Origin of the sequence: Nitratireductor sp. B36 (genome assembly GCF_020833685.1) — a bacterium.
GTDB lineage: Bacteria > Pseudomonadota > Alphaproteobacteria > Rhizobiales > Rhizobiaceae > Nitratireductor.
Genome location: NZ_JACKZY010000003.1, coordinates 1 through 21,896 on the forward strand (window position 1 = coordinate 1; position 21,896 = coordinate 21,896).

Genomic DNA, 21,896 nt, shown 5'->3' on the forward strand with positions numbered 1-21,896 from the left:
GATTTCTCCAACAAGGCCGAACCTCAGCGCCGCCAGCGGCGTGCCGCCCTCGTTGGTGAGGCGTATATAGGCCGGACCCAGTTCCACTGTCAACGACGAATTTGCAAGTTTTGTGAATTTCTTTGCTGACCCCGGAGCTCACGCCCCTCATATGGCGCCAAGGTATTGATTTATAAGCCTTATAGGCTTTCATTCACAGGCCCGATTCCCCTCGAAAGCCTTTGTTTTCTGGGGTTTTCCAGAGCATGCCGGCAAAATTTCTTCAGTTCCCGTGAGGGTGGGCCCGCGCGGTCGCCCACGGCTCCCCGATACCCGGCTGAAACACCTTTTGGCCACGCCCAAAACCGGCTTTATTCGAGCTCGGCCAGCCGCCTTTCCAGAAATCGACGCTCTGCCGACTGGCGCGCAAGGGCCAGTGCGCGACGGTAGGCATTCTTCGCCTCGACGTCCCGTCCCAGACGGCACAGCATATCGGCGCGGGCTGCATGGGCCAGGTGATAGGCATCGAGACCACCGTCAGCCATCGCAGCTTCAATGGCGGCAAGTCCTGTCTCCGGCCCATCGCGCATGCTGATCGCAGCGGCCCGGTTGAGTGCCACGACGGGAGATGGATCAACCAGTGCCAGTATATCGTAGAGCGAGACGACCTGGCGCCAATCGGTGGTTTCGGTACTGGCTGCCGCAGCATGTTCGCCGGCAATGGCCGCTTGCAAAAGATAGGGGCCGAGCCGCCCGGCCTCGAGCGCCCGGTCGATCAGCGCCCGCGCCTCGTCACTCATGGCACGATCCCAGCGCGAACGGTCCTGCTCTTCCAGGAGAATGATGTCTCCCGCCGGATCGACCCGGCTTTCGCGTCGTGCTTCATGAAGAAGCATGAGAGCGAGAAGACCCTTCACCTCGGGGTCGTCCATAAGCCCGGCCACCAGCCGGCCCAGCCTGATTGCTTCCGCTGAGAGGTCTGCGCGCGTCAGCTCCGTCCCGGATGTGGCCGCATAGCCTTCATTGAAGATGAGATAGATCACGCGCAGGACGCTCTCGATCCGCGCGGGCAGTTGGTCCGGTGGCGGGATCTCGAAGGGTATGGCCTCGTCACGGAGTTTCGCCTTGGCGCGGACGATCCGCTGCGCGATCGTCGGGGCGCGGGTGAGATACGCACGCGCAATCTCCTCGGTCGTCAGCCCACCGACCTCCCGCAATGTGAGCGCAACGCGGGCATCCGCTGGAAGATCCGGGTGGCAGCAGGTGAAGATCAGCCGCAATTCATCGTCGCGGATGTGCTCGGGAATGGCCGGCTCCGATGCGGGGTCGGCGAGCAGCGCCAGCTGCGGCAGGGCGTTTGCAAGCCGCGCCTGTCGCCGCCAGCGATCCACGGTCTTGAAACGGGCGGTGGAAACCAGCCAGGAATAAGGATTGGCTGGCACACCCTCGCCTGGCCATCTCTTCGCCGCGGCGGCAAAGGCCTCGTGGAGCGCCTCTTCCGCCGCGTCGAAGCTGCCGAGCAGGCGAATGAGCGTGGCAAGCACGCGCCGCTTCTCATTGCGGTAAGCCGCTTCGAGAGCGGCGCGTGCCTCCACCTCGGTCACAGCTGCGGCGGCGGGCTCGAGAAGTCCACGAGCGGGCGGACTTCGATGGAACCGATCTTCGCCAGCGGATGGCCGCTGATAGCGCGCACGGCGTCGTTGAGGTCCCGCGCCTCCACGAGCACGATGCCGCCAAGCATGTCCCGCGTTTCCATGAAGGGGCCGTCCACTGCAGACATCTTGCCGTCACGAATCTGAACGGTCATGGCCGTCTCGGGCAGTTCCAGCGCCTCGCCCATGACAAAATGGCCCGTTTCCTTCAGCTTCTCGTCATAGCCGGCGCATTGGCCCAGTGCTGCATTCGCTTCCGGGCTTCCGCCGAAAAGCACCTTCGGATCGTAATAGATAAGGCAGGCATAGCGCATGGTGTCTCTCCTTGATGAGCGCTTCGAACGCCCATGGTCGTTCTCGTACGACCGGATTCGACACCACCATGCGAAATTTTTTGCGCCCTGTCGAAACGAACCTCAATCCATCAGGCTTGGCAGTCCGGTTGCCAGAATGGGGAACGCGCAGACCAGGATGAGCACTGCAAATGGCGGGATGAGCCAGGGCAGGATCGCCTTGGCCAGCCGGTGGTAGGGCACATTGCCCACCTGCGCCACCACGAACAGCGCCATGCCCATGGGCGGGGTGAGGATCGAGATCATCAGGTTCAGCACCACGATGATGCCGAAATGGATCGGGTCGATGCCATAGCCCATTGCCACCGGCACGAGGATCGGCACCACGATCAGCAGGATCACCAGCGATTCGATGAAGCAGCCGAGCAGGAAGATCATCAGATTGACGGCGATCAAAAAGCTGAGCGGCCCATCGGTCAGCGTCAGAAAAAGCTGTGTGATCTGCTGCGGCGCCTGCTCGCGCGCGAGGATGAAGCCAAGGAGCCCCACGCCTGCGACGATCGTGGCGATGGAGGCGGAGGTGGTTGTTGTCTCATAAATCGCATCCCACAACCGCTTCAGGGTCAGTTCGCGGTAGAAGACAAGATCGATCAGGATGGCATAGAGCACGGTCACCGCCGCCGCTTCCGTGGGCGAGAACAGACCGCTGAAAATGCCGCCAACGATGACAAAAGGCGTGGCGAGCGCCGGGAACGACTTGACGAACAGCACGCCGACATTGCCCACGCCCTGCCATGCGTCACGCGGATAGTTGCGCTGTCTGGCCAGCACATAGACCATGACCATGAGCGAGGCCGCGCACAGGACGCCGGGCACGATGCCGCCCAGAAACAGCCGCCCGATGGAGGTGTTCGACACCACGCCATAGAGCACCATGGTGATGGACGGCGGCACCAGTGGGCCGATCATAGACGAGGCGGCAGTGACGGCGCCGGAGAAATCGTCGTCATAACCGGCCTCGCGCATGGATTCGATTTCCATCTTGCCGAGCCCACCCGCATCGGCAAGGGCCGAGCCGGACATGCCGGAGAAGAAGAGCGAGGCGAGCACGTTGACATGGCCGAGCCCACCCGTGATGTGCCCCACCAGCGCGCGTGCGAAGCCGAAGAGGTGGCGGGTGATGCCTGCCGAATTGAGGATCGCCGCCGCGAGGATGAAGAGCGGGACGGCGAGCAGCGGGAAGCTGTTCAGCCCATCCACCATGCGCTGCATGGCGAAGGAAATGCCCATGCCCGAATAATAGAAATAGCCCATCGAGACGAAGATCATGGCCACGCCGATGGGCACACCCACCAGCACCATGACGAGCCAGGCAGCACCGATCGTTGCAAGGATCATTGGTGGACCTCCCCGGCATCCCCGCCGCGCACCAGCATGGCAAGCCGCCGCGCAATCCGATGCAGAATGAGGACCGAGGCCACCAGCCCAGATGCATAGAGAACCGCATCGCTCATGGGCAGTGTCACCGCTTCATTGTTCCAGGTCCGCAGAACGGTCTTGTAGGAGATCCAGACGAGGTGGGCGACGATCGCCAGATAGACCACGTCAATCAGGATAAAGAGCAGGCGGCGCCAGGAGAGTGGCAGGGCGTCCGCGATAAAGCCCATGCGCAGCTGGCCGTTCTGGCGCTCCACCTCGGCGATGCCGATGAAGGCCATCCACACCCAGAGCCAGCGCGCCGCTTCCTCGGTCCAGACCGGCCCGGTGAAAAGCGGTGTGCGGCCAAAGATCTGGATCAGAAGCACGCCAAACAGAATGATGAAGAGAATGGAAGCGACACAGCCTTCGAGGCTGTATCTGCGCAGAAACGACATGCGATGACCCCAGCTATCGAGGGAAGGGTGGCGGGGCCGGCGCCCCGCCCCATGTTTCAGTCGCCGATCACTTCGGCAATCGACCCTTCGCCGAACTCGGCTTCGAGTTCGTCATAATAGGGCTTCATGGCGGCGCGGAAGGGCTCGAGATCCGGCTCGGTAATGGTCAGGCCGCGCTCCTTGAAGGTTTCCAGCAAGTCCTTTTCGGCCTTGAAGGTCAGTTCGTCGGAGACGTCGCCACCGGCCTCGACAGCCGTCTGCACCCATTCCTTCTCCTGATCGGACAGGCCATCCCAGACCGATTTGGAGATCTGCACCGCCGAGGACGCCACAAAGTGATTGGTGAGCGCAATGTGGCTCTGCACCTCGTAGAACTTCATCGCCTCGATGGTCGGAAGCGGGTTTTCTTCGGCATCCACCTGGTTGGTCTGAAGTGCGAGATAGACCTCCTGGAACGCCACCGGCGCCGGCGTCGCGCCCACATTCTCGGCATAGGCGATGAGGAACGGCACGTTCGGCGTGCGCATGCGCAGGCCCTTCATGTCGTCCATGGATTCGATCGCCTTGTTCGAGGTGGTCTGGCGTGTGCCGTAGTACCAGGTGTCGAGCAGCTCTATGCCCTGAGCTTCAAACTTCTCGTCCATCTTCTGGCCCCAGGGCCCGGCGACGATCTTTTGCAGATGATCGAAATCGCGCACAACATAGGGCGCGCCGATCAGCTTCAGCTCGGGGATGACATAGCTCATGTCCGGATAGCCGGTCATGACCATGTCGAGCTCGCCGGCCTGCACCTGCGCCACCATGGCCTTGAAGTCGCCCAGCTGCGAGGACGGGAAGATTTTCACCGTCATTTCGCCGCCCGAAATCTCGGCAAGTTTTTCCTGAAACGCCTGCGCGCCGCGGTAGACATTCGACACCTCGTTGTCCTGCATGCCGAAGGTCAGTTCCTTCGCCTGCAGTGCAGCGGAGCTGAGGGCGAGCGCTGCCGCGCCGAGCATCAGTTTCGAAATCAGTTTCATGCAATCCTCCCTTGGAATGTTGAACAGGCTTCCCGGCCTGCCAAGTCAGTCAGTTTTGTCTTCTTCTTTCTGGAAGTAGTCGGAGACCTTCCGCGGGCTTTTCAGCCGCGCGCGATAGGAGCGCGCCAGATGTCGGTCCATGACATCCGTCGCGGTGATCATGTCGCCATCGATGATGGCCTGATAGATCGCCCGATGCTCCTCATAGGCGACCGTGTCGTGCTTGGCCGGGTCATCCGTCGGCGGTCGTTGCGCAAGCATGGCGCTGACGAACATGTCGTGCAGGCTGAGAATCACCGGATTACCCACCACCGAGACCAGCACACGGTGAAAAGCGCTGTCCGTTCGGGCAAAATCGCTCGTGCCTATAGCCTCGAAATTCTCCTCCAGCGCTGCCCGTAACTTGGCGATCTGCACATTGTCGGCGCGTTTGGTGGCTTCGCGGGCTGCACCGGCCTCGATGAACTGGCGCATCTGCTCCAGATGTGCGCCGCTTTCCGCATCGCCAAAAATGTCGCGGATGTGATCGCCGGCCAGTTGCAGCACGGTTTGCAGGGAAGGGCGCGCCACACGTGGACGACGGCCCGCACCTGCCTCCGCATAACCGCGCGCCTGCATCTGCTGCAGCGCTGCACGCACCGTGGGGCGAGAAGCGGAGAAGCGCTCACAGAGCTCCCGTTCGGTCGGCAAAAACGTCCCGGTTTCCAGAAGGCCCTCGCGCGCTTCCTCGATCAACGCTTCGGCGATCTCGTCGGAGACGCGCCGCGTTTCGACCATGTCTTCCGGTTGGGCAGCGGACACGTTTCTCAACTCCCATATAGCCCTGCCTCCCTCACTGAACGGCAGACCTGCTTGTCCAAACTCATTTTTTGGTATTACCAAACATAATTCTTGTCAAACAAAAATCCCCTTCTATGCTGATGCAGCCTGCCAAAGGGACGATTCCACGGCAGACAGGACAAGAACGCCGCTTCCAGAATGCAAGGAACAGCCGCATGACCAATTCGTTGGCGGGCATGTATGCCGCCCTCCTCACCGGCCTCAGCGATACGGGCGATTTCGATCCCGGACGCCAGAAGGCGATCGATGCCTATGTGCTTGGGCAGGGGCTCGACGGGCTATATGTGGGCGGCAGCAGCGGCGAATCGGGTCTTCTGGGCGTTGATGAACTTCTGGCGCAGCAGGCGATCGTCGCCGAAGATGCGCAAGGCTCCGCCGCAACGCTGATTGCTCATGTGGGCGTTCCCAATCTTCGCGATTCGATCCGGCTCGCACAGAATGCGCAGAAGCTTGGGTATCACGGTCTTTCGGCCCTGCCGCCGCATTCCTACCCTTTTTCGGATCGTGAGATCTTCGCCTATTACGAAGCGCTGTCAGCCGCCACCGACCTGCCTCTCATTGTGTATGAAGTACCGGTTCGCACGGAACGCCCCTTCAGTCTTGACCTGCTCGGCCGCATTCTCACCCTCCCCGGCGTCGGTGGCATCAAGTTCACCTCGATGGACCTCTTCAAGTTCGCCACACTGCGGCGGCGGTTTCCCGAGAAGACGTTTTTCTTCGGTTTCGACGAAGTCTATCTCTCAGGCGCGGTGATGGGCGCGCATGGTGGCATAGGAACCACCTACAATCTGCTTGGCAGGCTCTATGCCGCGCTTAACGAGGCGGTGAAGAAAGGTTCGCTGGAGCGCGCCCAGGAACTGCAGACGATCTCGCAGCGCTTCGTGGAAACCCTGATGGAAACCGGCGTGCTGCCGGGGATGAAGGCCGCACTCCGCCTGCGCGGGGTCGACTGTGGCCCAACGCGCCTGCCGCTGGCCCCGCTGGCTGACGATTGCGAAGCGCGCATGAGTGCCATTCTGGCCGATCCGGAAATCGCCGCTTGGGTGGGCTGATTTTCGCTCTCTCCGCGCCTTGCCGTTTCCAGCCCGACGGTTAGAACAATCGGCACTGTTTTCGGAGAGGCGGGAGTATCATGATCGTGACAATCGAAATCACCGATACACCGGATGAGGCGGCGCTCGAACGGGTGGAAACCGAACTCGCCGCATTCAACGACGCCGATGTCGGCCCTTCGGAAAAGGCCACACTTGCCATCCTCGTGCGCGATGAACGCGGTGCGGTGGTCGCCGGCATTTCCGGCTACACCGCATGGGGCTGGCTCTACGTTCAGAAACTGTGGGTGGATGAAAGCCTGCGTGGGCAGGGCATGGCCGGGCGCATGCTGACTGCGGCGGAAGAAGAGGCAGAGCGACGCGGCTGCCATGGTGCCTACATCGACACATTCAATCCTGGCGCGGAAAAGGCCTATACGCGCCAGGGCTATAAAGAGTTCGGCCGGATGGATGACTTTCCGAAAGGTCGAAGCCGCATCTTCCTCCAGAAGCGGCTTGGCCCAGCGGCCAGCGATTAGAGCATCGGACCGAAAAGTGGAATCCGGTTTTCGGATCGTTCCGATGCTCCTTCAATAGTTTAGATCGTCCTTTGTGCGTCCGGATGGACGCACGGCGATCTAACGGGCGATCTTTCCGCCGCGCAGCGGCTCGGGCGCGCCCGTCGTCGTCGGGAAGCTGATCGGCATATCGCGCAGCACGCGCGCCGCCAGAAAGGCAAAGCACTCGGCCTCGATGGCGTCGCCACGCCAGCCCACCGTTTCGGCGGGGGCTGCTTCCACCCCGGCGCGTTCCCCCAGCATCTTCATGATGGTCGGGTTGTGCCGGCCACCGCCGCACACAAGAAGCCGCTTGGGCCGAACCGGCAGAAGATCGAGCGCCTTGCCGACAGCGGATGCGGTGAAGGCCGTCAGCGTCGCCGCACCCGTCTTGGCGTCAAGCCCATCCGCCATGGACGCGCCGAAGTCGAAACGGTCGAGCGATTTCGGATAGGGCGCGGTAAGATAGGGATGCTTCAAAAGCTCCGCCAGCCGCGCCTCGTCCACCGTGCCGGAAGCGGCAAGCGCGCCGTTACGGTCCATCTCGCCAAGCCCGTGTGCCTTGACGAAATCGTTGATCGGCGCGTTTGCCGGGCCGGTGTCGAACGCGATCACCCGGTCCGCACCATCCCACCAGGTCACATTGGCCACGCCACCCAGATTGAGCACCGCTGTCTCGCCGCTCGTATCCACATCCCTGAGAAGCGCCGCATGATAGGCTGCCGAAAGCGGCGCGCCCTGCCCGCCGGCGCGCATGTCCGCCGAGCGGAAATCATAGACCACCGGACAGCCCAGAATGGAATGCATGAGCGCGCCGTCGCCAAGCTGCCGCGTCTCGCCGAGCCGCCCTTGCTGCGGCGCACGGTGCAGAACCGTCTGCCCATGAAAGCCGACCGCGCCGATGTCGGCCATGGTCAGTCCATGGCTTTCCACCAGCGCACGCACAGCCTCTGACTGCGCGCGCGTCAAAACCTCTTCCGCCTCGGCGAAGGTCGCCGGTTCATCGCCCTTGAAATTCCAGGCCCGCGCCTGCTGCAGCGTTTCTTCCAGAAGGTCGCGCGTCGATTGCGGATAGGGCGCCAACGTGTAGGCGCCGAACGCTTCGATGCGCTCGCCATCCGTTTTCAGAAGCGCCACGTCGATGTTTCCGTCGAGTACGGTGCCGGTCATCAGGCCGACGGCCCAGATCGGTTCGAATCCCTCAGCCATGTGCGCTCCTATCCTGCGTTCATGCAATCGCCGACCGCCTGTCGCAGCGTGGCGATGCCGCTGTCGAAATGCCGGGTCGGATGTATGCGATTGGTGAGAAGAGTCCACGCAAGGCCATTGTCGAAATCGACCCACAGCCCTGTTCCCGTGAAACCCGTATGGCCGATCGTGCCGGCGCTGGCCAGCGCCCCGCCGGGCCAGTTTTCATATGGCCGTTCCCAGCCATGGGTGCGTTTTTCCGAAAGCGGCGTGCGCATCAGCGCCACCGTCTCATCACCTACCGTGTCACCCGCAAAAAGCCATGCCGCGAAATCGAGCACCGCATCCGCCGTTCCGAACAGGCCTGCATGTCCCGCACCCTCAAGCGCTGAACAATTGTCGTCATGCACCTCGCCGCACAGCACCCGGTGCCGCCATGTGCAATCCTCGGTCGCCGCCGTCTTTTCCGGATCGGCGGCAAAGGCGAAGCCCGGCCCCGGATCGAATTCCCGCAACCTTTTGCCCGCAAGCCGCTCCAGCGCGAAGCCGAGCAGAATGAAATTGATGTCGGAATAGACCGGCGGGCCTTTTTCCCAACGCCGCTGGAGAATGAAGGCCCGCAAAAGCTCCGCATCGCGGCCATAGGTGTAGATCGGCTCCACCGCCGGAAACGGCGTCTGGTGGCCGAGGCACTGGCGAAACGTCACCTGCCGTTCCCATGCATTCGGATCATACTGGCGCAGATCCGGCAGGAGCGTCGTGAGCGGCGCATCGAGATCGATCACGCCCTCTTTCGCCAGTTCGAGAATGCGCGTGGTGGTGAAGATCACCTTGGTCAGCGATGCGAGGTCGAACCAGGTGTCGGTGCGCATTTCACGCTCATGCGGCACGCGCTGCGCAAAGCCGGTGGCGCGCACCATGCGCCCGCCATCCCGGTCGATCACACCAAGCACCCCGCCGGGAAAGCGCCCCGCCTCCGCCGAAGCCTTCAGCAGGTCAAAGGCGCGCTCGAAGCGCGGCGCAAATCCGGGCGTGTCCGTCATGCTCATGCCTCCGCCCGCGCCATGTGGTCGGGACCAAAACTCTGCCAGTTGGCCGGCTCCGGCTCAAAGCCCAGCGGCCGCACCAGCGAGGGCACCTGCCGCGTGTCCACCTCGAAGGTCTCCTTGCGCCGGTCGACGCTCGGCACCGCGGAGATCAGCCGTTTCGTATAGGCGTGTTTCGGATCGGAAAGGACCGATGCCGCATCGCCGATCTCGACGATCTGCCCCGCATAGACCACCGCGATGCGGTGCGCGATGCGCTCCACCACCGCCATGTCGTGCGAGACGAAGAGATAGGCAAGGCCGAACTCGCGCTGCAGGTCCACCAAGAGTTCCAGCACCTTGGCCTGAACCGAAACATCGAGCGCCGAGACGGCCTCGTCCAGCACCACGACAGACGGGTTCAGCATCAGCGCGCGGGCGATGCACAGGCGCTGCCGCTGGCCCCCGGAAAACTCGTGCGGATAGCGCTGCAGCGCATTCTCCGGCAGACCCACCCGGTCGAGCAGCATGCGCATGCGCGCATGCGTTTCACCATTCAGCTCGCCACCGGCGGCCATCACCGGCTCGGCCAGAATGCTGTCCACCCGAAGCCGCGGATTGAGCGAGGCATAGGGGTTCTGGAACACCATCTGCACCGGCTTGCCGCTCTGCCGCGCCGCGCCATTCGTGTTGGCGGAGAAGGTGCCGCGCGTCGGCTCGACCAGCCCCAGAATGGCGCGCGCCGTGGTCGATTTGCCCGAGCCGCTTTCGCCCACAATGCCCAGCGTCTCGCCCGGCATCAGGTCGAAATCGACCCCGTCCACCGCATGAACCGCACCGGTCTGCCGGCGCAGGAGACCACCGGTCACCGGAAAGCGAACCGTCAGCCCTTCGACTTTAAGCGCCGGCGCAGCACTTGGCGCGTCGGCCCGGCGATAGTCGGTGCGCGTGGCGCGCCCGGCCTCGAAATGCGGCACGGCACTTAACAGATGCTTCGTATAAGGATGCTGCGGCGCATCGAGCACCGCGTCGAGCGGTCCCTGCTCCACCGCCTCGCCATTCTGCATCACCATCACCTTGTCGGCGATGCCGGCGACCAGCCCGATGTCATGGGTGATGAAGATCATGCCCATGCCGGTCTCGCGCTTGAGCTCGGCGAGCAGCGCCATGATCTGCGCCTGCACCGTCACGTCGAGCGCCGTGGTGGGCTCGTCCGCAATCAGAAGACGCGGATTGCACGAAAGGGCAGTGGCAATCATCACGCGCTGAAGCATGCCGCCGGAAAGCTGGTGCGGACAGTATTTCAGCCGCCGCGCGGCATCGGGAATGCGCACCCGGTCGAGCGCATCCTTCGCCGCTTCCCGCGCCTGCTTTCCGGTAAGACCACGATGAAGACGGAACGATTCCTCGATCTGCTCGCCAATGGTCAGGACCGGGTTGAGCGAGGTCATCGGCTCCTGAAAGATCATGCCGATCTCGCCGCCGCGGATCTTCGTCAGCTCCTGCTCGCCAGCTGCTGCCAGATCGAGCGTGCTGCCGTTCTCGCGGGTGAATTGAATGGAACCATCGAGAATGCGCCCACCACCGAAATCCACCAGCCGGTTGACCGAAAGCGCGGTGACGGATTTGCCCGAGCCGCTTTCGCCGACAATGGCCAGCGTCTCGCCGGCTGCGAGATCGAAGCTCACGCCATGGACGATTTCATTGTCTTCGGGCTTGCGGCCGAAACCGACGCGCAGGTTTGAAACGGACAGAAGCTGCGTCATGCGACCGACCTCCGCGTTCTGGGATCGAGAATGTCGCGCAGCGCATCCCCCAGAAGGTTGAAGCCAAGAATGCCGATCATGATCGCAATGCCCGGGAAGATCAGGAGCCAGGGCGCCATCTCCATCAGATTGCGGCTGTCGGCGAGCATCAGGCCGAGCGACGAGGCCGGCGGCTGCGTGCCGAGACCGAGAAAGCTCAGGCCCGCCTCCGTCAGAAGGCCCCATGCGAGCGCCAGCGTCACCTGCACCGTCAGCGGCGCAACGAGGTTCAGCATCAGATGGCGTGTCAGAATGTAGTTGCGGCTCGAACCGAAAGTGCGCGCGGCGTCCACGAAGTCGCGCGTCTTCAGAGAGAGCGCCGGCCCGCGCACCACGCGGGTGAAGATGGGCGTGTAGACGATGGCGATGGCCATCACACTGGTCCAGGTGCCCGGCCCCACAATTGCGATGATGAGCAGCGCCAGAAGGATCGCCGGAAAGGCCAGAAGCACATCCATGAAACGCATGATCGTGCCATCCCACCAGCCGCCGAACCATGCGGCCGCAAGACCGAGCACGATGCCCGCGACGGCGGCCAGCGCCACAGAAGCGAAAGCGACGATGAAGGACTGGCTGATGCCCAGCATCAACCGGCTCGCCACATCGCGGCCAAACAGATCCGTGCCCATCCAGTAGGTCGCGTCGGGCGCGTGCAGGCGGTCGACGCGGAACTGCATCAGCGGGTCATGCGGCGTGATGCCGAGAAGCCCGAGAATGGCGATGATGATGTAAAGGCCAACGATGGCGCCGCCGATGCGGCCGCTCGAATGGCTGAAAATGGCGCGCAGCAACTGCATCACTTGGCCCCCAGCCGAATGCGCGGGTCGAGCATCGCATAGGCGAGATCGACCAGAAGATTCACGATCATGAAGTTGAGCGCGATGAACAGGACCGAGCCCTGCACCAGCGCGTAGTCACGCTGGAGAATGGCGTCGAGCACCATTCGCCCGAGGCCCGGCAACGCAAAAATCTGCTCCACGATCACAGTGCCGCCCAGGAGATAGCCGAACTCGACGCCGCTCAGCGTCACCACCGGGATGAGCGCGTTGGGCAGCGCGTGTCGCCAGATCACCTTGCGCGCCGGCACACCCTTGGCGCGCGCGGTGCGGATGTAATCGTCGCTCAGAATGTCGAGCATGGCCGAGCGCGAAATGCGCGTCACGGCAGCGGCGAAGGCAAAGCCGAGCGTTAGCGCCGGCAGGATCATCTGCCCCAGATTGCGCAGCGGATTTTCAAGGAAGGGCGTGAACTCGCCCATGGCCGGCAGCACCCCGAAGCCCACCGACAGCACATAGATCGCCAGAAGCGCGAACACGAAATTCGGCGTCGACTGGCCGATCATCGCGAAGATGCGCACGGCGAGATCGGAAGGCTTTTCATTGCGAGTGGCGGCAAATATGCCCGCCGGCAGGCCGATGGCGAGTGCGATGACCATGGAGAGGAGCGCCAGTTCCAGCGTCAGCGGAAAGCGCTCGAGGATCACGTCGAGCACCGGCTTGCCGAAGGTCACGGACACACCGAGATCGCCCTGAACCGCACCCGCAAGCCAGCGCCAATATTGGGTGAACCAGCCCTGATCGATGCCGAAATAGGCTTCAAGTGCCGCGCGCTGGTCGGGCGTCAGAAGCCCGGCCTCTGTTCCCAGCATGGCGGTGATGGCGTCGCCCGGCACCAGCCGGATCGAAACAAAGACGAGGACAGACACCCCGAGCATGACCAATGGAAAAGTCATCAGCCTTCGGGCCAGGTAATTCATGAAGCTTTCACTCCGTGTCCTTCTTGCTGCAATCGTCTTGTGCCGTGGGGTTGAGGGCCGCCGCATCCCTCATGGTGAGCTTGTCGAACCACGAACCACGCACCACGCACCACGAGGGCGCCGGGAGCAAACGGGGCCACGCTTCCAAGCGCAGCCCCACATCACAATCACTCGCCCACGCTCACCTCGGTCAGGCCAAACAGCGTGCCGGTCGGGGAAGGCACAAAGCCTTTCACGTTCTTCTGCTGCGCGGTGTAGGTGTAGCCCGTGTAGAGCCAGATCCACGGCGACACCTCGGCAAGATGCGTCTCGAATTTCGCGAAGATCTCTTTGCGCTTGTCGAAGTCGGTCTCCACGCGGCCTTCCTGCATCAGGCTGTCGAGCGTGTCGTCGATATAATTGGCGACATGCTGGAGATTGCCGTCCTTGGTCCAGTAGCGGTTGTACATGGAATAGGGGTCGGCGCGGCCACCGTTCAACGCCACCGCCATGTCGAAATCACCCTTCAGCCAGGTGTCCACATAAACGTTGAGCTCCATCATCTTGATGTCGAGCTTGATGCCGATCTCGGCAAGCTGCGACTGGATGACCTGCGCCTCGGCCGCGGCTGTGGGCGGCTCGCCCGTGGCGGCGATCACCGTTGCGGAGAAGCCATCTTCATAGCCGGCATCGGCCATGAGCTGCTTGGCCTTTTCCACGTCGCGCTCATAGCAGAACAGCGCGCCCGGATCAGAGCGGTAGGCCGGCATGGTCAGCGGACCGGTCACCGCACCCTCGCCCAGAAGCGCGGTGTCGAGCACGTCCTGGCGGTCGATGGCGCAGGAGATCGCCTGACGCACGGCCAGTTCCGTCATCGGCTCGCGCGACGGGTTCAGCTGCAGCACGTGATAGGCCAGCACCGGCGTGCGGCTCAGTTCCAGGCTTGCCTCGTTCGGCACCAGCGTGGCCACGAGCGGATCGTTGATCAGGGCGAAATCCACCTGCTTGGTGCGCAGCGCCGCCAGAATGGCGGTCTCGTCCGGCAGAACGGAAATGTTGATGCCGTCCACCTTCACCTCGCCGCCGGCCCAGTCCGGATTGGCGCTCAGAACCTCTTTCTGGTTCGGCTCCCAGCTGTCCAGCTTGAACGGGCCGGAGCCGATCGCCTTCGTGCCGATCGTGCCGGCCTCGATTTCGCTCGCCGGAACGACTGCCGCGTTGATACTCGTCATCGCCGTCAGCATCGGAACGTCCGGCTGCGACAGGTTGAAGACAACGGTCGTCTCGTCCGGCGTGTCGATGCTCTCGATGGAGGTGAAGTTGGCGCGTGCGGCTGCACCCGTGGCCTCATCCAGAACGCGCTCGAATGATGCCTTCACATCCGCTGGCGTCACCTTTTCGCCGTTCTGGAATTTTGCATCAGCATCAAGCTTGAAGGTCAACGTCTTGCCATCCTCGGAGAACTCCCAGGATTCGGCAATGGCAGGAATGATCTCCAGATCGGCATTGAGACGCACCAGCGGCTCATAGACCAGCTCCAGAAGACGCAGCGAGGAAAACGCCGTCTGCTTGTGCGGGTCTAGGCCGGTCGCATCCTGCGACCAGGCCATGCGCAGCGTCTCCGCCGATGCGGGCACCGCCGCCGTGGCCGCGCCAAGCGCGGCTGCAAATGCCACCGAGGTGGCGAACTTCTTCATCAAAGACTGTCCCATGATCTTCTCCCTCCGAGAGCGTTTGATGCCTGCAACCGCTCAATGAACGGTCGCATAAATGGCTGCTTCACCTGTTTGCAGCTTGCTGCTGCCTTTCGTTTATTGCCTTGCGCAAGAACCCGCCAGCCCTTGCAAGGGCGGCGCGCGCTTCCGCAACATCCATATCCGTCAGCGCGATGAAGATGGCGAGCTTCACATCATGGCCGCTGCGTTGAAGCAGCGTCTCGGCCTCATCGGCAGAACACCCCGTCGCTTCCATGACGATGCGCGAGGCGCGCGCCATGAGCTTCTGGTTGCTGATGTTAACGTCCACCATCAGGTTCTGATAGATTTTGCCCATGCGGATCATGCTCGCCGTGGAGAGCATGTTGAGGATGAGCTTCTGCGCCGTGCCCGATTTCATTCGCGTCGAGCCGGTCAGGATTTCCGGCCCCACCACGGGCGCGATGGCGATGTCGGCAATGGCCCCGATGGCCGAATCCGGATTGCAGGATAGCGAAACGGTCGTCGCGCCAATCTCTTTGGCGTAATTCAGCCCGCCGATCACATAGGGCGTGCGGCCGCTCACAGCGATACCAACCACGACATCCTTGGCCGTCAGACCGCGCTCTTCCAGCGCCTGCCGGCCCTGTGCCGGGTCATCTTCGGCCCCTTCCACGGCATGCCTCAGCGCGTGGTCACCGCCGGCGATCACGCCGGTCACCATGTCTTCGGGCACGCTGAAAGTGGGCGGGCATTCGGAAGCGTCGAGCACACCGAGCCGTCCACTCGTGCCCGCGCCCATATAGATCAGCCGTCCACCATTCTGAAACGCCTCGACAATCCGGTCGACCGCCTCGGCGATCTGCGGGATCACCTTTTCGACAGCCAGCGGTACGTCCCGGTCGGCGGCGTTGATGAGTTTCAGGATTTCGGTCGTCGGCTGCAGATCGATCTGCATCGTGTCCGGGTTGCGGCCCTCCGATACAAGCTTTTCAAGCTCCGACATCAGCGTCTGCGCGTTCATGGACACTCCGAAATAACCACACTGCCTCTGGCGGGACCCGCATCCCGCGGTGCCTGACGCCTTACGGAAGTGTTAAAATTGATAATTCCAAGAGTCAATTCCAATCAAGAATAATATATTCCACTTCGGAGAAGCCGCCACCGTGCGGGCACGTGCCGCGCCCACCAAATTGCGATCAGGGTTGGAGTTGAAGACGACGGGGTGGGTCTCTCAGCCCTTGCGGAGCTCCATCACCCGGTTCACCATGCCCGCCGTCGCTGCATCACGGCTATCGGCGCCCGCCTTGCCTTCCACCACAGGCAGAAGCTCGGTCGCCAGTTCCTTGCCGAGCTCCACGCCCCATTGATCGAAGGCATTGATGCCGAAGAGCTGCGCTTCCACGAAAACCCGATGCTCGTAAAGCGCGATCAGGCGGCCAAGCGCAAACGGGTCTAGCTTGCGATAGAGAAGCGTGAGCGAGGGTCTGTTGCCGGTGAACACACGATGCGGCGCAAGGCGCTTCGCCTCGGCTTCGGGCACGCCCTTCTCCAGAAGCTGCGTCTCGGCTTCTTCCAGCGTGCGCCCTTTCATCAGCGCTTCCGCCTGCGCCAGGCAATTGGCGACGAGCAGATCGTGGTGGTGCCCCAGCCCAGCCTCATGTCCTTCCGCCGCCAGCATGAATTCGACGGGGATGATGTCGGTGCCCTGATGCAATAGCTGGAAGAATGCGTGTTGCCCGTTCGTGCCCGGCTCGCCCCAGACCAGCGGGCCCGTGGGCGTGATCACCGGCGAACCGTCAAGCTGCACGCCTTTGCCGTTCGATTCCATGTCGAGTTGCTGCAGATAGGCGGGCAACCGCTCCAGCCTCTGATCGTAGGGAATGATGGCCCGGGCCGGATAGTCGCACACGACGCGATGCCAATAGCCAATCAGGCCGAGCATCACCGGCAAATTCTCTCTCAGCGGCGCAGATTTGAAGTGCCGGTCCATGGCCTCCGCGCCCGCGAGCAGCCGGCGGAAATCGTCAGCGCCGATGGCGATCATGATCGGCAGGCCGATGGCAGACCAGAGCGAATAGCGCCCGCCGACCCAGTCCCAGAAACCGAACACGCGCTTTTCGTCGATGCCGAAATCCGCAACCTTGTCGAGCGCGGTGGAGACGGCTGCAAAGTGATCGCCCGTGGCCGACTGGCCAAGCTTTGCCGCGGTCCACTTCTGCGCGGTGCGCGCATTGGTCATCGTCTCGATGGTGGTGAAGGTTTTCGATGCGATGATGAAGAGCGTGGTCTCGGGATCGAGCCCGGCCAGTGTGTCGGCGATATGCGCGCCATCCACATTGGACACATAATGAAGGCGCGGGCCGTCACGATAGGGCGAGAGCGCCCGTGTCACCATCACCGGGCCGAGATCGGAACCGCCAATGCCGATATTCACCACATCGGTGAAGGCCTTTCCGGTCGCACCGCGAATCGTGCCGCGACGCACGCCATCGGCGAACGCATCCATCGCCTCCAGCACCTCACGCACCTCGGGCATGACATCGTAGCCGTCATTCTCGATGGCCCCGCCAGAAAGCGCCCGCAGAGCGGTGTGCAGCACGGCGCGGTCTTCGGTGACATTGATGCGCTTGCCGGCAAACATGTCGTCACGTGCTCTCTCCAGCGCGGCCACTTCGGCCAAGCCGATCAGCAGGCTGATTGCGGTCTCGTCCACCGCCGTGCGCGAAAAATCGAGTGTCAGATCATCCAGTGAAAGCGAGAAACGTTTGAACCGCTCGGGATCTGAAGCAAAGGCGTCTCGCATGTCCATGGGATCGGTTTTTGCGCGATGCTCGCGAAGGGCAGCGAGTGCATTCTGAAAATCCGTGTCCATGGAGAACCTCCTGCGAAAAGAAACGGTGTTCTTTTAGCAAACAAAACGAGGCGAAACAGGGGTTTGCTGGCATTCATCAATTTTCTTGTTGGAACAATCAATTGTACCAGGGTTGACATGCATTGACCCAAGGGTAGGCTCCCCCGCCGGAGAGGAAAGCCAAATGCCAGCCAGAAATGATACCGCCCTGTGGACGGGCCTGTTCAAGATTTCCCCCGAATCGGGACAGACCCTTCAGGCTCAGATTCGTCAGGCCATCGTGTCGGCCATTCTCGACCGCCAGATCGCGCCTTCCATGCCGCTTCCGTCTTGCCGCATTCTCGCGGAAAAACTCGGCGTCGCGCGTGGGACGGTGGTGCTCGCCTTTCAGCAGCTCGTTGATCAGGGGTTTCTGATTGCCCGCGAACGCCGCGGTCATTTCGTCAATCCCGAAGTGCTGGCCGCACCTCCGCGCCCGCCCCGCAAGCAGGATCACGTCAACGGTGTGAACTGGAACAGCCGGTTTCAGGTTCTGGCGAGCGAAATGCCGGAACCGCGCAAGAACGAAGACTGGATGAAGGCTTCCTACCCCTTCGTCTACGGCCAGTTCGACCCCTCGCTCTTCCCGACCGCCGAGTGGCGCGAGTGCAACCGCATGGCGCTGGCCGTTCTGGAAATCCGCAACTGGGCGGCAGACATGGTCGATCGTGACGACCCGCTGCTCGTCGAGCAGATCCAGGCGCGGCTTCTGCCCCGGCGCGGCATCTTCGCCAATCCCGATGAGATCCTCGTCACGCTCGGTTCGCAGCACGCGCTCTACATGCTCGCCACGCTCCTCATGGCCCGTGGCAAAAAAGTCGCGGTGGAAAACCCCGGCTATCCGGATGCACGTTCCATCTTCCAGCTTGCTGGCGCGCAGATCGCTCCCGTTCCCGTTGACCGGCAGGGCATCGATGTCGCGCAGATCCCCGCCGACGCCGATTTCGTCTTTGCCACGCCCAGCCATCACTGCCCGACCATGGTGCCGCTCAGCCAGGCGCGGCGCGAGGCGCTGCTGGAAGCAGCAGAGCGCAATGACTGGATCGTCATCGAGGATGATTACGACAGCCAGCTCGCCGACGAGCGCCCGCAGGCCGCTCTCAAGGGGCTCGACCGCAATGGCCGCGTGGTGCATCTGGGCTCCATGTCCAAAACGCTCGCGCCCGGCCTGCGCATGGGCTACATCGTGGCGCCGGCGGACCTGATTGCCGAGCTGCGCGCGCTGCGCCGGTTCATGCTGCGGCATCCGCCGGCCAACAACCAGCGCGCCGTGGCCCTGTTCCTGTCGCTCGGCCATCACGATACGCTGGTGCGGCGCATCTCCTCAGCCTTCGAGGAGCGGCGCGAGAAGCTTTATCAAGCCGTTGGCGAGATCCTGCCCGACTGGAAGGCCGCCGACATTCGCGGCGGCACGTCGCTCTGGCTCGAAGGCCCGCCCGGTCTCGATTCGGCGGTGCTTGCAAAATCAGCGGCTCGCCGCAGCGTGCTGATCGAGCCTGGCGCGCGCTTCTTCCTCGGACGCACCCAGCCAACGCCCTTCATGCGGCTTGGCATCTCGTCCATCGCGGCGCAGCAGATCGAGCCCGGCATCCGCGAGCTTGCAGCAGCGGCCTCCGAGTATCGGCGCGTGGCGGCATAAAGGCAGACAGCGTCAAAACGCAGCCAGCCCCACGCCCGATACCGCACAAAGCGCCACCACCACCCATGGTGGCGCCTTCCATATGCTGAGCAGGATGAAGCCGACCGCCGCCACGGCAAAGTCAGCCGGCGCAAGAATGGCGGTCGTCCAAAGCGGATCATAAAGGGCTGCCCCCAGAATGCCGACCACGGCGGCATTTGTGCCCATCATAGCAGCCCGGGCGGCATCGAATTGCCGGAACCGGTCCCAGAAAGGCGCGACGCCCAGCAACAGAAGAAACCCCGGCAGGAAAACCGCGAACAGTGCAATCGCAGCGCCCGCCAGTCCGTTCGGCGCGGGCTCCAGAACCGCACCCAGATAGGTCGCGAAGGTGAAAAGCGGGCCGGGCACGGCCTGTGCCGCGCCATAGCCTGCCAGAAACGCGTCGCGCGTCACCCAGCCGGGCTCGACCACCCCCGCTTCAAGGAGCGGCAGCACAACATGCCCGCCACCAAACACCAGCGCGCCGGCACGGTAGAACGTGTCGAACACGGAGAGCCCCTGCGCCATGGGCGCGACAAGCGGCAGGCCGAGGAGCAGAATTGCAAAGAGGATCAGGCAGGTAATACCGGCGCGTTTCGACAGGCCGAACGCGACGACTGCCCCATCGCCGCCTGCCTTTCCGCGACAGAGCAACCAGCCAAGCAGCGCACCGATCGCGATGGCACCGATCTGCGCAAACGCGCTTGCTGAGACCGTAACGAGCACAAGCGCGGCAAGGGCAATGCCCGCGCGCTCGCGATCCGGGCATAGCGAGCGGGCCATGCCCCAGACCGCCTGCGCCACCACCGCTACGGCCACGATCTTCAGCCCATGCAGCAACCCCTGACCGAGCGGATTGTCGAGTGCGGAAGCAAACAACGCAAAAGCGAAGAGCAGAAACGCGGATGGCAGTGTAAACGCCGTCCATGCCGCCGCCGCACCCAGCGGCCCCGCGCGCATATAGCCCAGCGCGAAACCCACCTGACTGCTTGCCGGACCCGGCAAAAACTGGCAGAGCGCCACGAGGTCGGCATAGGCCTTTTCATCGAGCCATCTGCGCCGCAGGACGAGGGCGTCGCGAAAATAACCAAGATGCGCGATCGGGCCACCGAAGGAGGTCAGGCCCAGCCTAAGAAATGCGCCGAAGACCTCCGCGGGTGTCCCCGACCTCTTTTCATCTTGCGTTCCGCTCCCCGTCATTGCCCGCCTCACCCCGAAACCGATTCGTGTCGAATAAATGCGACACATGTCACGCACAAGACAACCATGCTGGCCGCCACACGGATGGACAAGACGCCTTGGCTGGGTTAGCCAGATGGCAGACACCGTCTCAGGAGGAACGTGCCATGGCCATGGTCATCGAAGGTGAGGAACGCATCGAAGCGCCGGTGGAAACGGTCTGGCAGGCGCTGAACGATCCCGAGGTCCTGAAGGACTGCATTCCCGGTTGTCAGGAGCTGAACAAGACGTCCGACACCGAGTTCGAGGCTGTCGTTACCTTGAAGATCGGCCCCATCAAGGCGAAGTTCAACGGTGCGGTGGAGCTTACCAATCTCAATCCGCCGCACTCCTACACGATCACTGGCGAAGGCAAGGGCGGCGTGGCCGGCTTTGCCAAGGGCGGGGCAGATGTTTCGTTAAAGGAAGACGGTCCCGATGCCACGATCTTGAGCTATAGCGCCAAGGCAGATGTCGGCGGCAAGATGGCCCAACTGGGCAGCCGCCTCATCCAGTCCACGTCGAAGAAGCTGGCTGGCCAGTTCTTCTCCGATTTCAACGCCCGCGTGACCGGCGGCGATGCCGAGGAAGCCGCAGCCTCCTGACCTACCCCTTGAAGACGGGCTTACGCTTTTCGAGAAATGCCGAGACCCCCTCGCGGTAATCGTCCGAGCGGCCGGCCTCGCGCTGCAACTCGCGTTCCAGTTCAAGCTGCGCATCGAGCGAGCTTCCGGGTGCGGCGTGGATCGCCTTCTTGATCAAGCCATAGGCGTGGGTCGGGCCACCGGCAAGCTTCTCCACCAGCGCCTCCGCCTCGCTCATCAGGGCGTCGTCCTCGACCGCACGCCAGATCAGTCCCCAGTTTGCAGCATCCTCCGCCGAGAGCGGCTCGCCCGTCAGCGCAAGGGCCTTGGCGCGCGGCTCTCCCAGAATGCGCGTCAGAAACCAGGTGCCCCCCGAATCGGGCACCAGCGCGATCTTCGCAAAGGCCTGAATGAATTTTGCGGATTTGGCGGCCAAGACGATGTCACAGGCCAGGGCAATGTTGGCGCCAGCGCCGGCAGCCACGCCATTCACCGCGCAGACAATAGGCTTGTTCATGCCGCGAAGCTTGCGCACCAGCGGATTATAGAAGTTTTCGATTGTATAGCCGAGGTCAGGTTTTTCCTCGAGCTTCGCCGGGTCGCGATCCCCCAGGTCCTGCCCGGCGCAGAAGCCTCGCCCCGCACCGGTCAAAAGCACGGCGCGGCATGTTTCGTCTGCAGAACAGGCTTCCAGTGCTTCGCGCAATGCCGTGTGCTGCTCTTCGTTGAAGGAGTTCAACTTTTCCGGCCGATTGAGCGTGATGCGGTGCCATCCATCGTGGCGTTCGTGAAGCACGGTCTGCGAGGTCGCGGCGCTCATGGAAATCCCCTTTGATTGAATGCAGCGCT

The 21,896-nt window shown here is 62.8% G+C and carries 20 protein-coding genes; 4 read left to right on the forward strand and 16 right to left on the reverse strand.

What is annotated here, in order from left to right; genetic code table 11:
• Positions 1 to 350: 350 nt before the first annotated feature.
• The 6 genes from H7H48_RS11705 to H7H48_RS11730 form a co-directional block, all read right to left on the reverse strand.
• On the reverse strand, positions 351 to 1,583 hold the full coding sequence (locus tag H7H48_RS11705) for an RNA polymerase sigma factor (RefSeq protein ID WP_229449262.1): 1,233 nt from the start codon (positions 1,581 to 1,583) through the stop codon (positions 351 to 353).
• The gene (locus tag H7H48_RS11710; RefSeq protein WP_229449263.1) at positions 1,580 to 1,945 is read right to left on the reverse strand and encodes a YciI family protein; all 366 of its coding nucleotides are present in this window, start codon (positions 1,943 to 1,945) and stop codon (positions 1,580 to 1,582) included. Before H7H48_RS11710 ends, H7H48_RS11705 begins: the two co-directional genes overlap by 4 nt.
• Before the next feature lie 102 nt (positions 1,946 to 2,047).
• Positions 2,048 to 3,322 (reverse strand): TRAP transporter large permease, encoded by a 1,275-nt coding sequence (locus H7H48_RS11715; protein WP_229449264.1) that lies wholly within the window; start codon positions 3,320 to 3,322, stop codon positions 2,048 to 2,050.
• Entirely contained in the window at positions 3,319 to 3,798 is a 480-nt protein-coding gene (locus H7H48_RS11720) for a TRAP transporter small permease (protein ID WP_229449265.1), read from the reverse strand. The genes H7H48_RS11715 and H7H48_RS11720 overlap by 4 nt, the downstream gene beginning before the upstream one ends.
• 56 nt (positions 3,799 to 3,854) lie before the next feature.
• Positions 3,855 to 4,817, reverse strand: coding sequence for a sialic acid TRAP transporter substrate-binding protein SiaP (locus H7H48_RS11725; protein WP_007010534.1), 963 nt, complete (start codon positions 4,815 to 4,817; stop codon positions 3,855 to 3,857).
• A gap of 45 nt (positions 4,818 to 4,862) precedes the next feature.
• A complete protein-coding gene (locus H7H48_RS11730; RefSeq protein ID WP_229449266.1) occupies positions 4,863 to 5,618 on the reverse strand; it encodes an FCD domain-containing protein in 756 nt (251 codons plus the stop codon).
• A 194-nt stretch (positions 5,619 to 5,812) separates the two neighbouring features.
• Here H7H48_RS11730 and H7H48_RS11735 point away from each other — a divergent pair, with 194 nt between their 5' ends.
• Entirely contained in the window at positions 5,813 to 6,709 is an 897-nt protein-coding gene (locus H7H48_RS11735; protein WP_229449267.1) for a dihydrodipicolinate synthase family protein, read from the forward strand.
• An 80-nt stretch (positions 6,710 to 6,789) separates the two neighbouring features.
• Complete coding sequence (locus tag H7H48_RS11740; protein ID WP_229449268.1) at positions 6,790 to 7,227, forward strand: N-acetyltransferase; 438 nt, start codon at positions 6,790 to 6,792, stop codon at positions 7,225 to 7,227.
• Between the two features lie 99 nt (positions 7,228 to 7,326).
• Here the strand turns inward: H7H48_RS11740 and H7H48_RS11745 are convergent, their stop codons facing one another.
• The 8 genes from H7H48_RS11745 to pgi all read right to left on the reverse strand — a co-directional run bounded on the left by H7H48_RS11745 (position 7,327) and on the right by pgi (position 17,567).
• Entirely contained in the window at positions 7,327 to 8,454 is a 1,128-nt protein-coding gene (locus H7H48_RS11745; RefSeq protein WP_229449269.1) for an anhydro-N-acetylmuramic acid kinase, read from the reverse strand.
• A gap of 8 nt (positions 8,455 to 8,462) precedes the next feature.
• Positions 8,463 to 9,476 (reverse strand): serine hydrolase, encoded by a 1,014-nt coding sequence (locus H7H48_RS11750; protein WP_229449270.1) that lies wholly within the window; start codon positions 9,474 to 9,476, stop codon positions 8,463 to 8,465.
• 2 nt (positions 9,477 to 9,478) lie between these two features.
• Positions 9,479 to 11,224, reverse strand: coding sequence for an ABC transporter ATP-binding protein (locus tag H7H48_RS11755; RefSeq protein WP_229449271.1), 1,746 nt, complete (start codon positions 11,222 to 11,224; stop codon positions 9,479 to 9,481).
• Positions 11,221 to 12,060 (reverse strand): ABC transporter permease, encoded by an 840-nt coding sequence (locus tag H7H48_RS11760; protein ID WP_229449272.1) that lies wholly within the window; start codon positions 12,058 to 12,060, stop codon positions 11,221 to 11,223. The genes H7H48_RS11755 and H7H48_RS11760 overlap by 4 nt, the downstream gene beginning before the upstream one ends.
• The gene (locus H7H48_RS11765; protein WP_229449273.1) at positions 12,060 to 13,019 is read right to left on the reverse strand and encodes an ABC transporter permease; all 960 of its coding nucleotides are present in this window, start codon (positions 13,017 to 13,019) and stop codon (positions 12,060 to 12,062) included. The genes H7H48_RS11760 and H7H48_RS11765 overlap by 1 nt, the downstream gene beginning before the upstream one ends.
• A 167-nt stretch (positions 13,020 to 13,186) precedes the next feature.
• Positions 13,187 to 14,710 (reverse strand): ABC transporter substrate-binding protein, encoded by a 1,524-nt coding sequence (locus H7H48_RS11770; protein WP_229449274.1) that lies wholly within the window; start codon positions 14,708 to 14,710, stop codon positions 13,187 to 13,189.
• A 67-nt stretch (positions 14,711 to 14,777) separates the two neighbouring features.
• Positions 14,778 to 15,716 (reverse strand): N-acetylmuramic acid 6-phosphate etherase, encoded by a 939-nt coding sequence (murQ, locus tag H7H48_RS11775; RefSeq protein WP_229449275.1) that lies wholly within the window; start codon positions 15,714 to 15,716, stop codon positions 14,778 to 14,780.
• A gap of 210 nt (positions 15,717 to 15,926) precedes the next feature.
• Positions 15,927 to 17,567 (reverse strand): glucose-6-phosphate isomerase, encoded by a 1,641-nt coding sequence (pgi, locus tag H7H48_RS11780; RefSeq protein WP_229449276.1) that lies wholly within the window; start codon positions 17,565 to 17,567, stop codon positions 15,927 to 15,929.
• Positions 17,568 to 17,730: 163 nt separating this feature from the next.
• On the opposite strand from pgi, the gene H7H48_RS11785 reads away from it, so the two are divergent.
• Complete coding sequence (locus tag H7H48_RS11785) at positions 17,731 to 19,224, forward strand: PLP-dependent aminotransferase family protein (RefSeq protein ID WP_229449277.1); 1,494 nt, start codon at positions 17,731 to 17,733, stop codon at positions 19,222 to 19,224.
• Positions 19,225 to 19,236: 12 nt separating this feature from the next.
• Here the strand turns inward: H7H48_RS11785 and chrA are convergent, their stop codons facing one another.
• The gene (gene chrA, locus H7H48_RS11790; RefSeq protein WP_229449278.1) at positions 19,237 to 20,445 is read right to left on the reverse strand and encodes a chromate efflux transporter; all 1,209 of its coding nucleotides are present in this window, start codon (positions 20,443 to 20,445) and stop codon (positions 19,237 to 19,239) included.
• Positions 20,446 to 20,591: 146 nt separating this feature from the next.
• Between chrA and H7H48_RS11795 the strand changes: the two genes are divergently transcribed.
• A complete protein-coding gene (locus H7H48_RS11795) occupies positions 20,592 to 21,068 on the forward strand; it encodes a carbon monoxide dehydrogenase subunit G (protein WP_229449279.1) in 477 nt (158 codons plus the stop codon).
• 1 nt (position 21,069) lies between these two features.
• Here H7H48_RS11795 and paaG read toward each other — a convergent pair whose 3' ends face one another.
• A complete protein-coding gene (gene paaG, locus H7H48_RS11800) occupies positions 21,070 to 21,867 on the reverse strand; it encodes a 2-(1,2-epoxy-1,2-dihydrophenyl)acetyl-CoA isomerase PaaG (RefSeq protein ID WP_229449280.1) in 798 nt (265 codons plus the stop codon).
• Positions 21,868 to 21,896: the final 29 nt, after the last annotated feature.

Coding starts and splice junctions, on each gene's coding strand:
- H7H48_RS11745 (WP_229449269.1), bottom strand. CDS start 8,454: ATGGCTGAGGGATTCGAACCGATCTGGGCCGTCGGCCTGATGACCGGC.
- H7H48_RS11785 (WP_229449277.1), top strand. CDS start 17,731: ATGCCAGCCAGAAATGATACCGCCCTGTGGACGGGCCTGTTCAAGATT.
- paaG (WP_229449280.1), bottom strand. CDS start 21,867: ATGAGCGCCGCGACCTCGCAGACCGTGCTTCACGAACGCCACGATGGA.
- H7H48_RS11750 (WP_229449270.1), bottom strand. CDS start 9,476: ATGACGGACACGCCCGGATTTGCGCCGCGCTTCGAGCGCGCCTTTGAC.
- H7H48_RS11715 (WP_229449264.1), bottom strand. CDS start 3,322: ATGATCCTTGCAACGATCGGTGCTGCCTGGCTCGTCATGGTGCTGGTG.
- H7H48_RS11755 (WP_229449271.1), bottom strand. CDS start 11,224: ATGACGCAGCTTCTGTCCGTTTCAAACCTGCGCGTCGGTTTCGGCCGC.
- H7H48_RS11725 (WP_007010534.1), bottom strand. CDS start 4,817: ATGAAACTGATTTCGAAACTGATGCTCGGCGCGGCAGCGCTCGCCCTC.
- H7H48_RS11720 (WP_229449265.1), bottom strand. CDS start 3,798: ATGTCGTTTCTGCGCAGATACAGCCTCGAAGGCTGTGTCGCTTCCATT.
- chrA (WP_229449278.1), bottom strand. CDS start 20,445: ATGACGGGGAGCGGAACGCAAGATGAAAAGAGGTCGGGGACACCCGCG.
- H7H48_RS11795 (WP_229449279.1), top strand. CDS start 20,592: ATGGCCATGGTCATCGAAGGTGAGGAACGCATCGAAGCGCCGGTGGAA.
- H7H48_RS11740 (WP_229449268.1), top strand. CDS start 6,790: ATGATCGTGACAATCGAAATCACCGATACACCGGATGAGGCGGCGCTC.
- pgi (WP_229449276.1), bottom strand. CDS start 17,567: ATGGACACGGATTTTCAGAATGCACTCGCTGCCCTTCGCGAGCATCGC.
- H7H48_RS11735 (WP_229449267.1), top strand. CDS start 5,813: ATGACCAATTCGTTGGCGGGCATGTATGCCGCCCTCCTCACCGGCCTC.
- H7H48_RS11765 (WP_229449273.1), bottom strand. CDS start 13,019: ATGAATTACCTGGCCCGAAGGCTGATGACTTTTCCATTGGTCATGCTC.
- H7H48_RS11710 (WP_229449263.1), bottom strand. CDS start 1,945: ATGCGCTATGCCTGCCTTATCTATTACGATCCGAAGGTGCTTTTCGGC.
- murQ (WP_229449275.1), bottom strand. CDS start 15,716: ATGAACGCGCAGACGCTGATGTCGGAGCTTGAAAAGCTTGTATCGGAG.
- H7H48_RS11760 (WP_229449272.1), bottom strand. CDS start 12,060: ATGCAGTTGCTGCGCGCCATTTTCAGCCATTCGAGCGGCCGCATCGGC.
- H7H48_RS11770 (WP_229449274.1), bottom strand. CDS start 14,710: ATGGGACAGTCTTTGATGAAGAAGTTCGCCACCTCGGTGGCATTTGCA.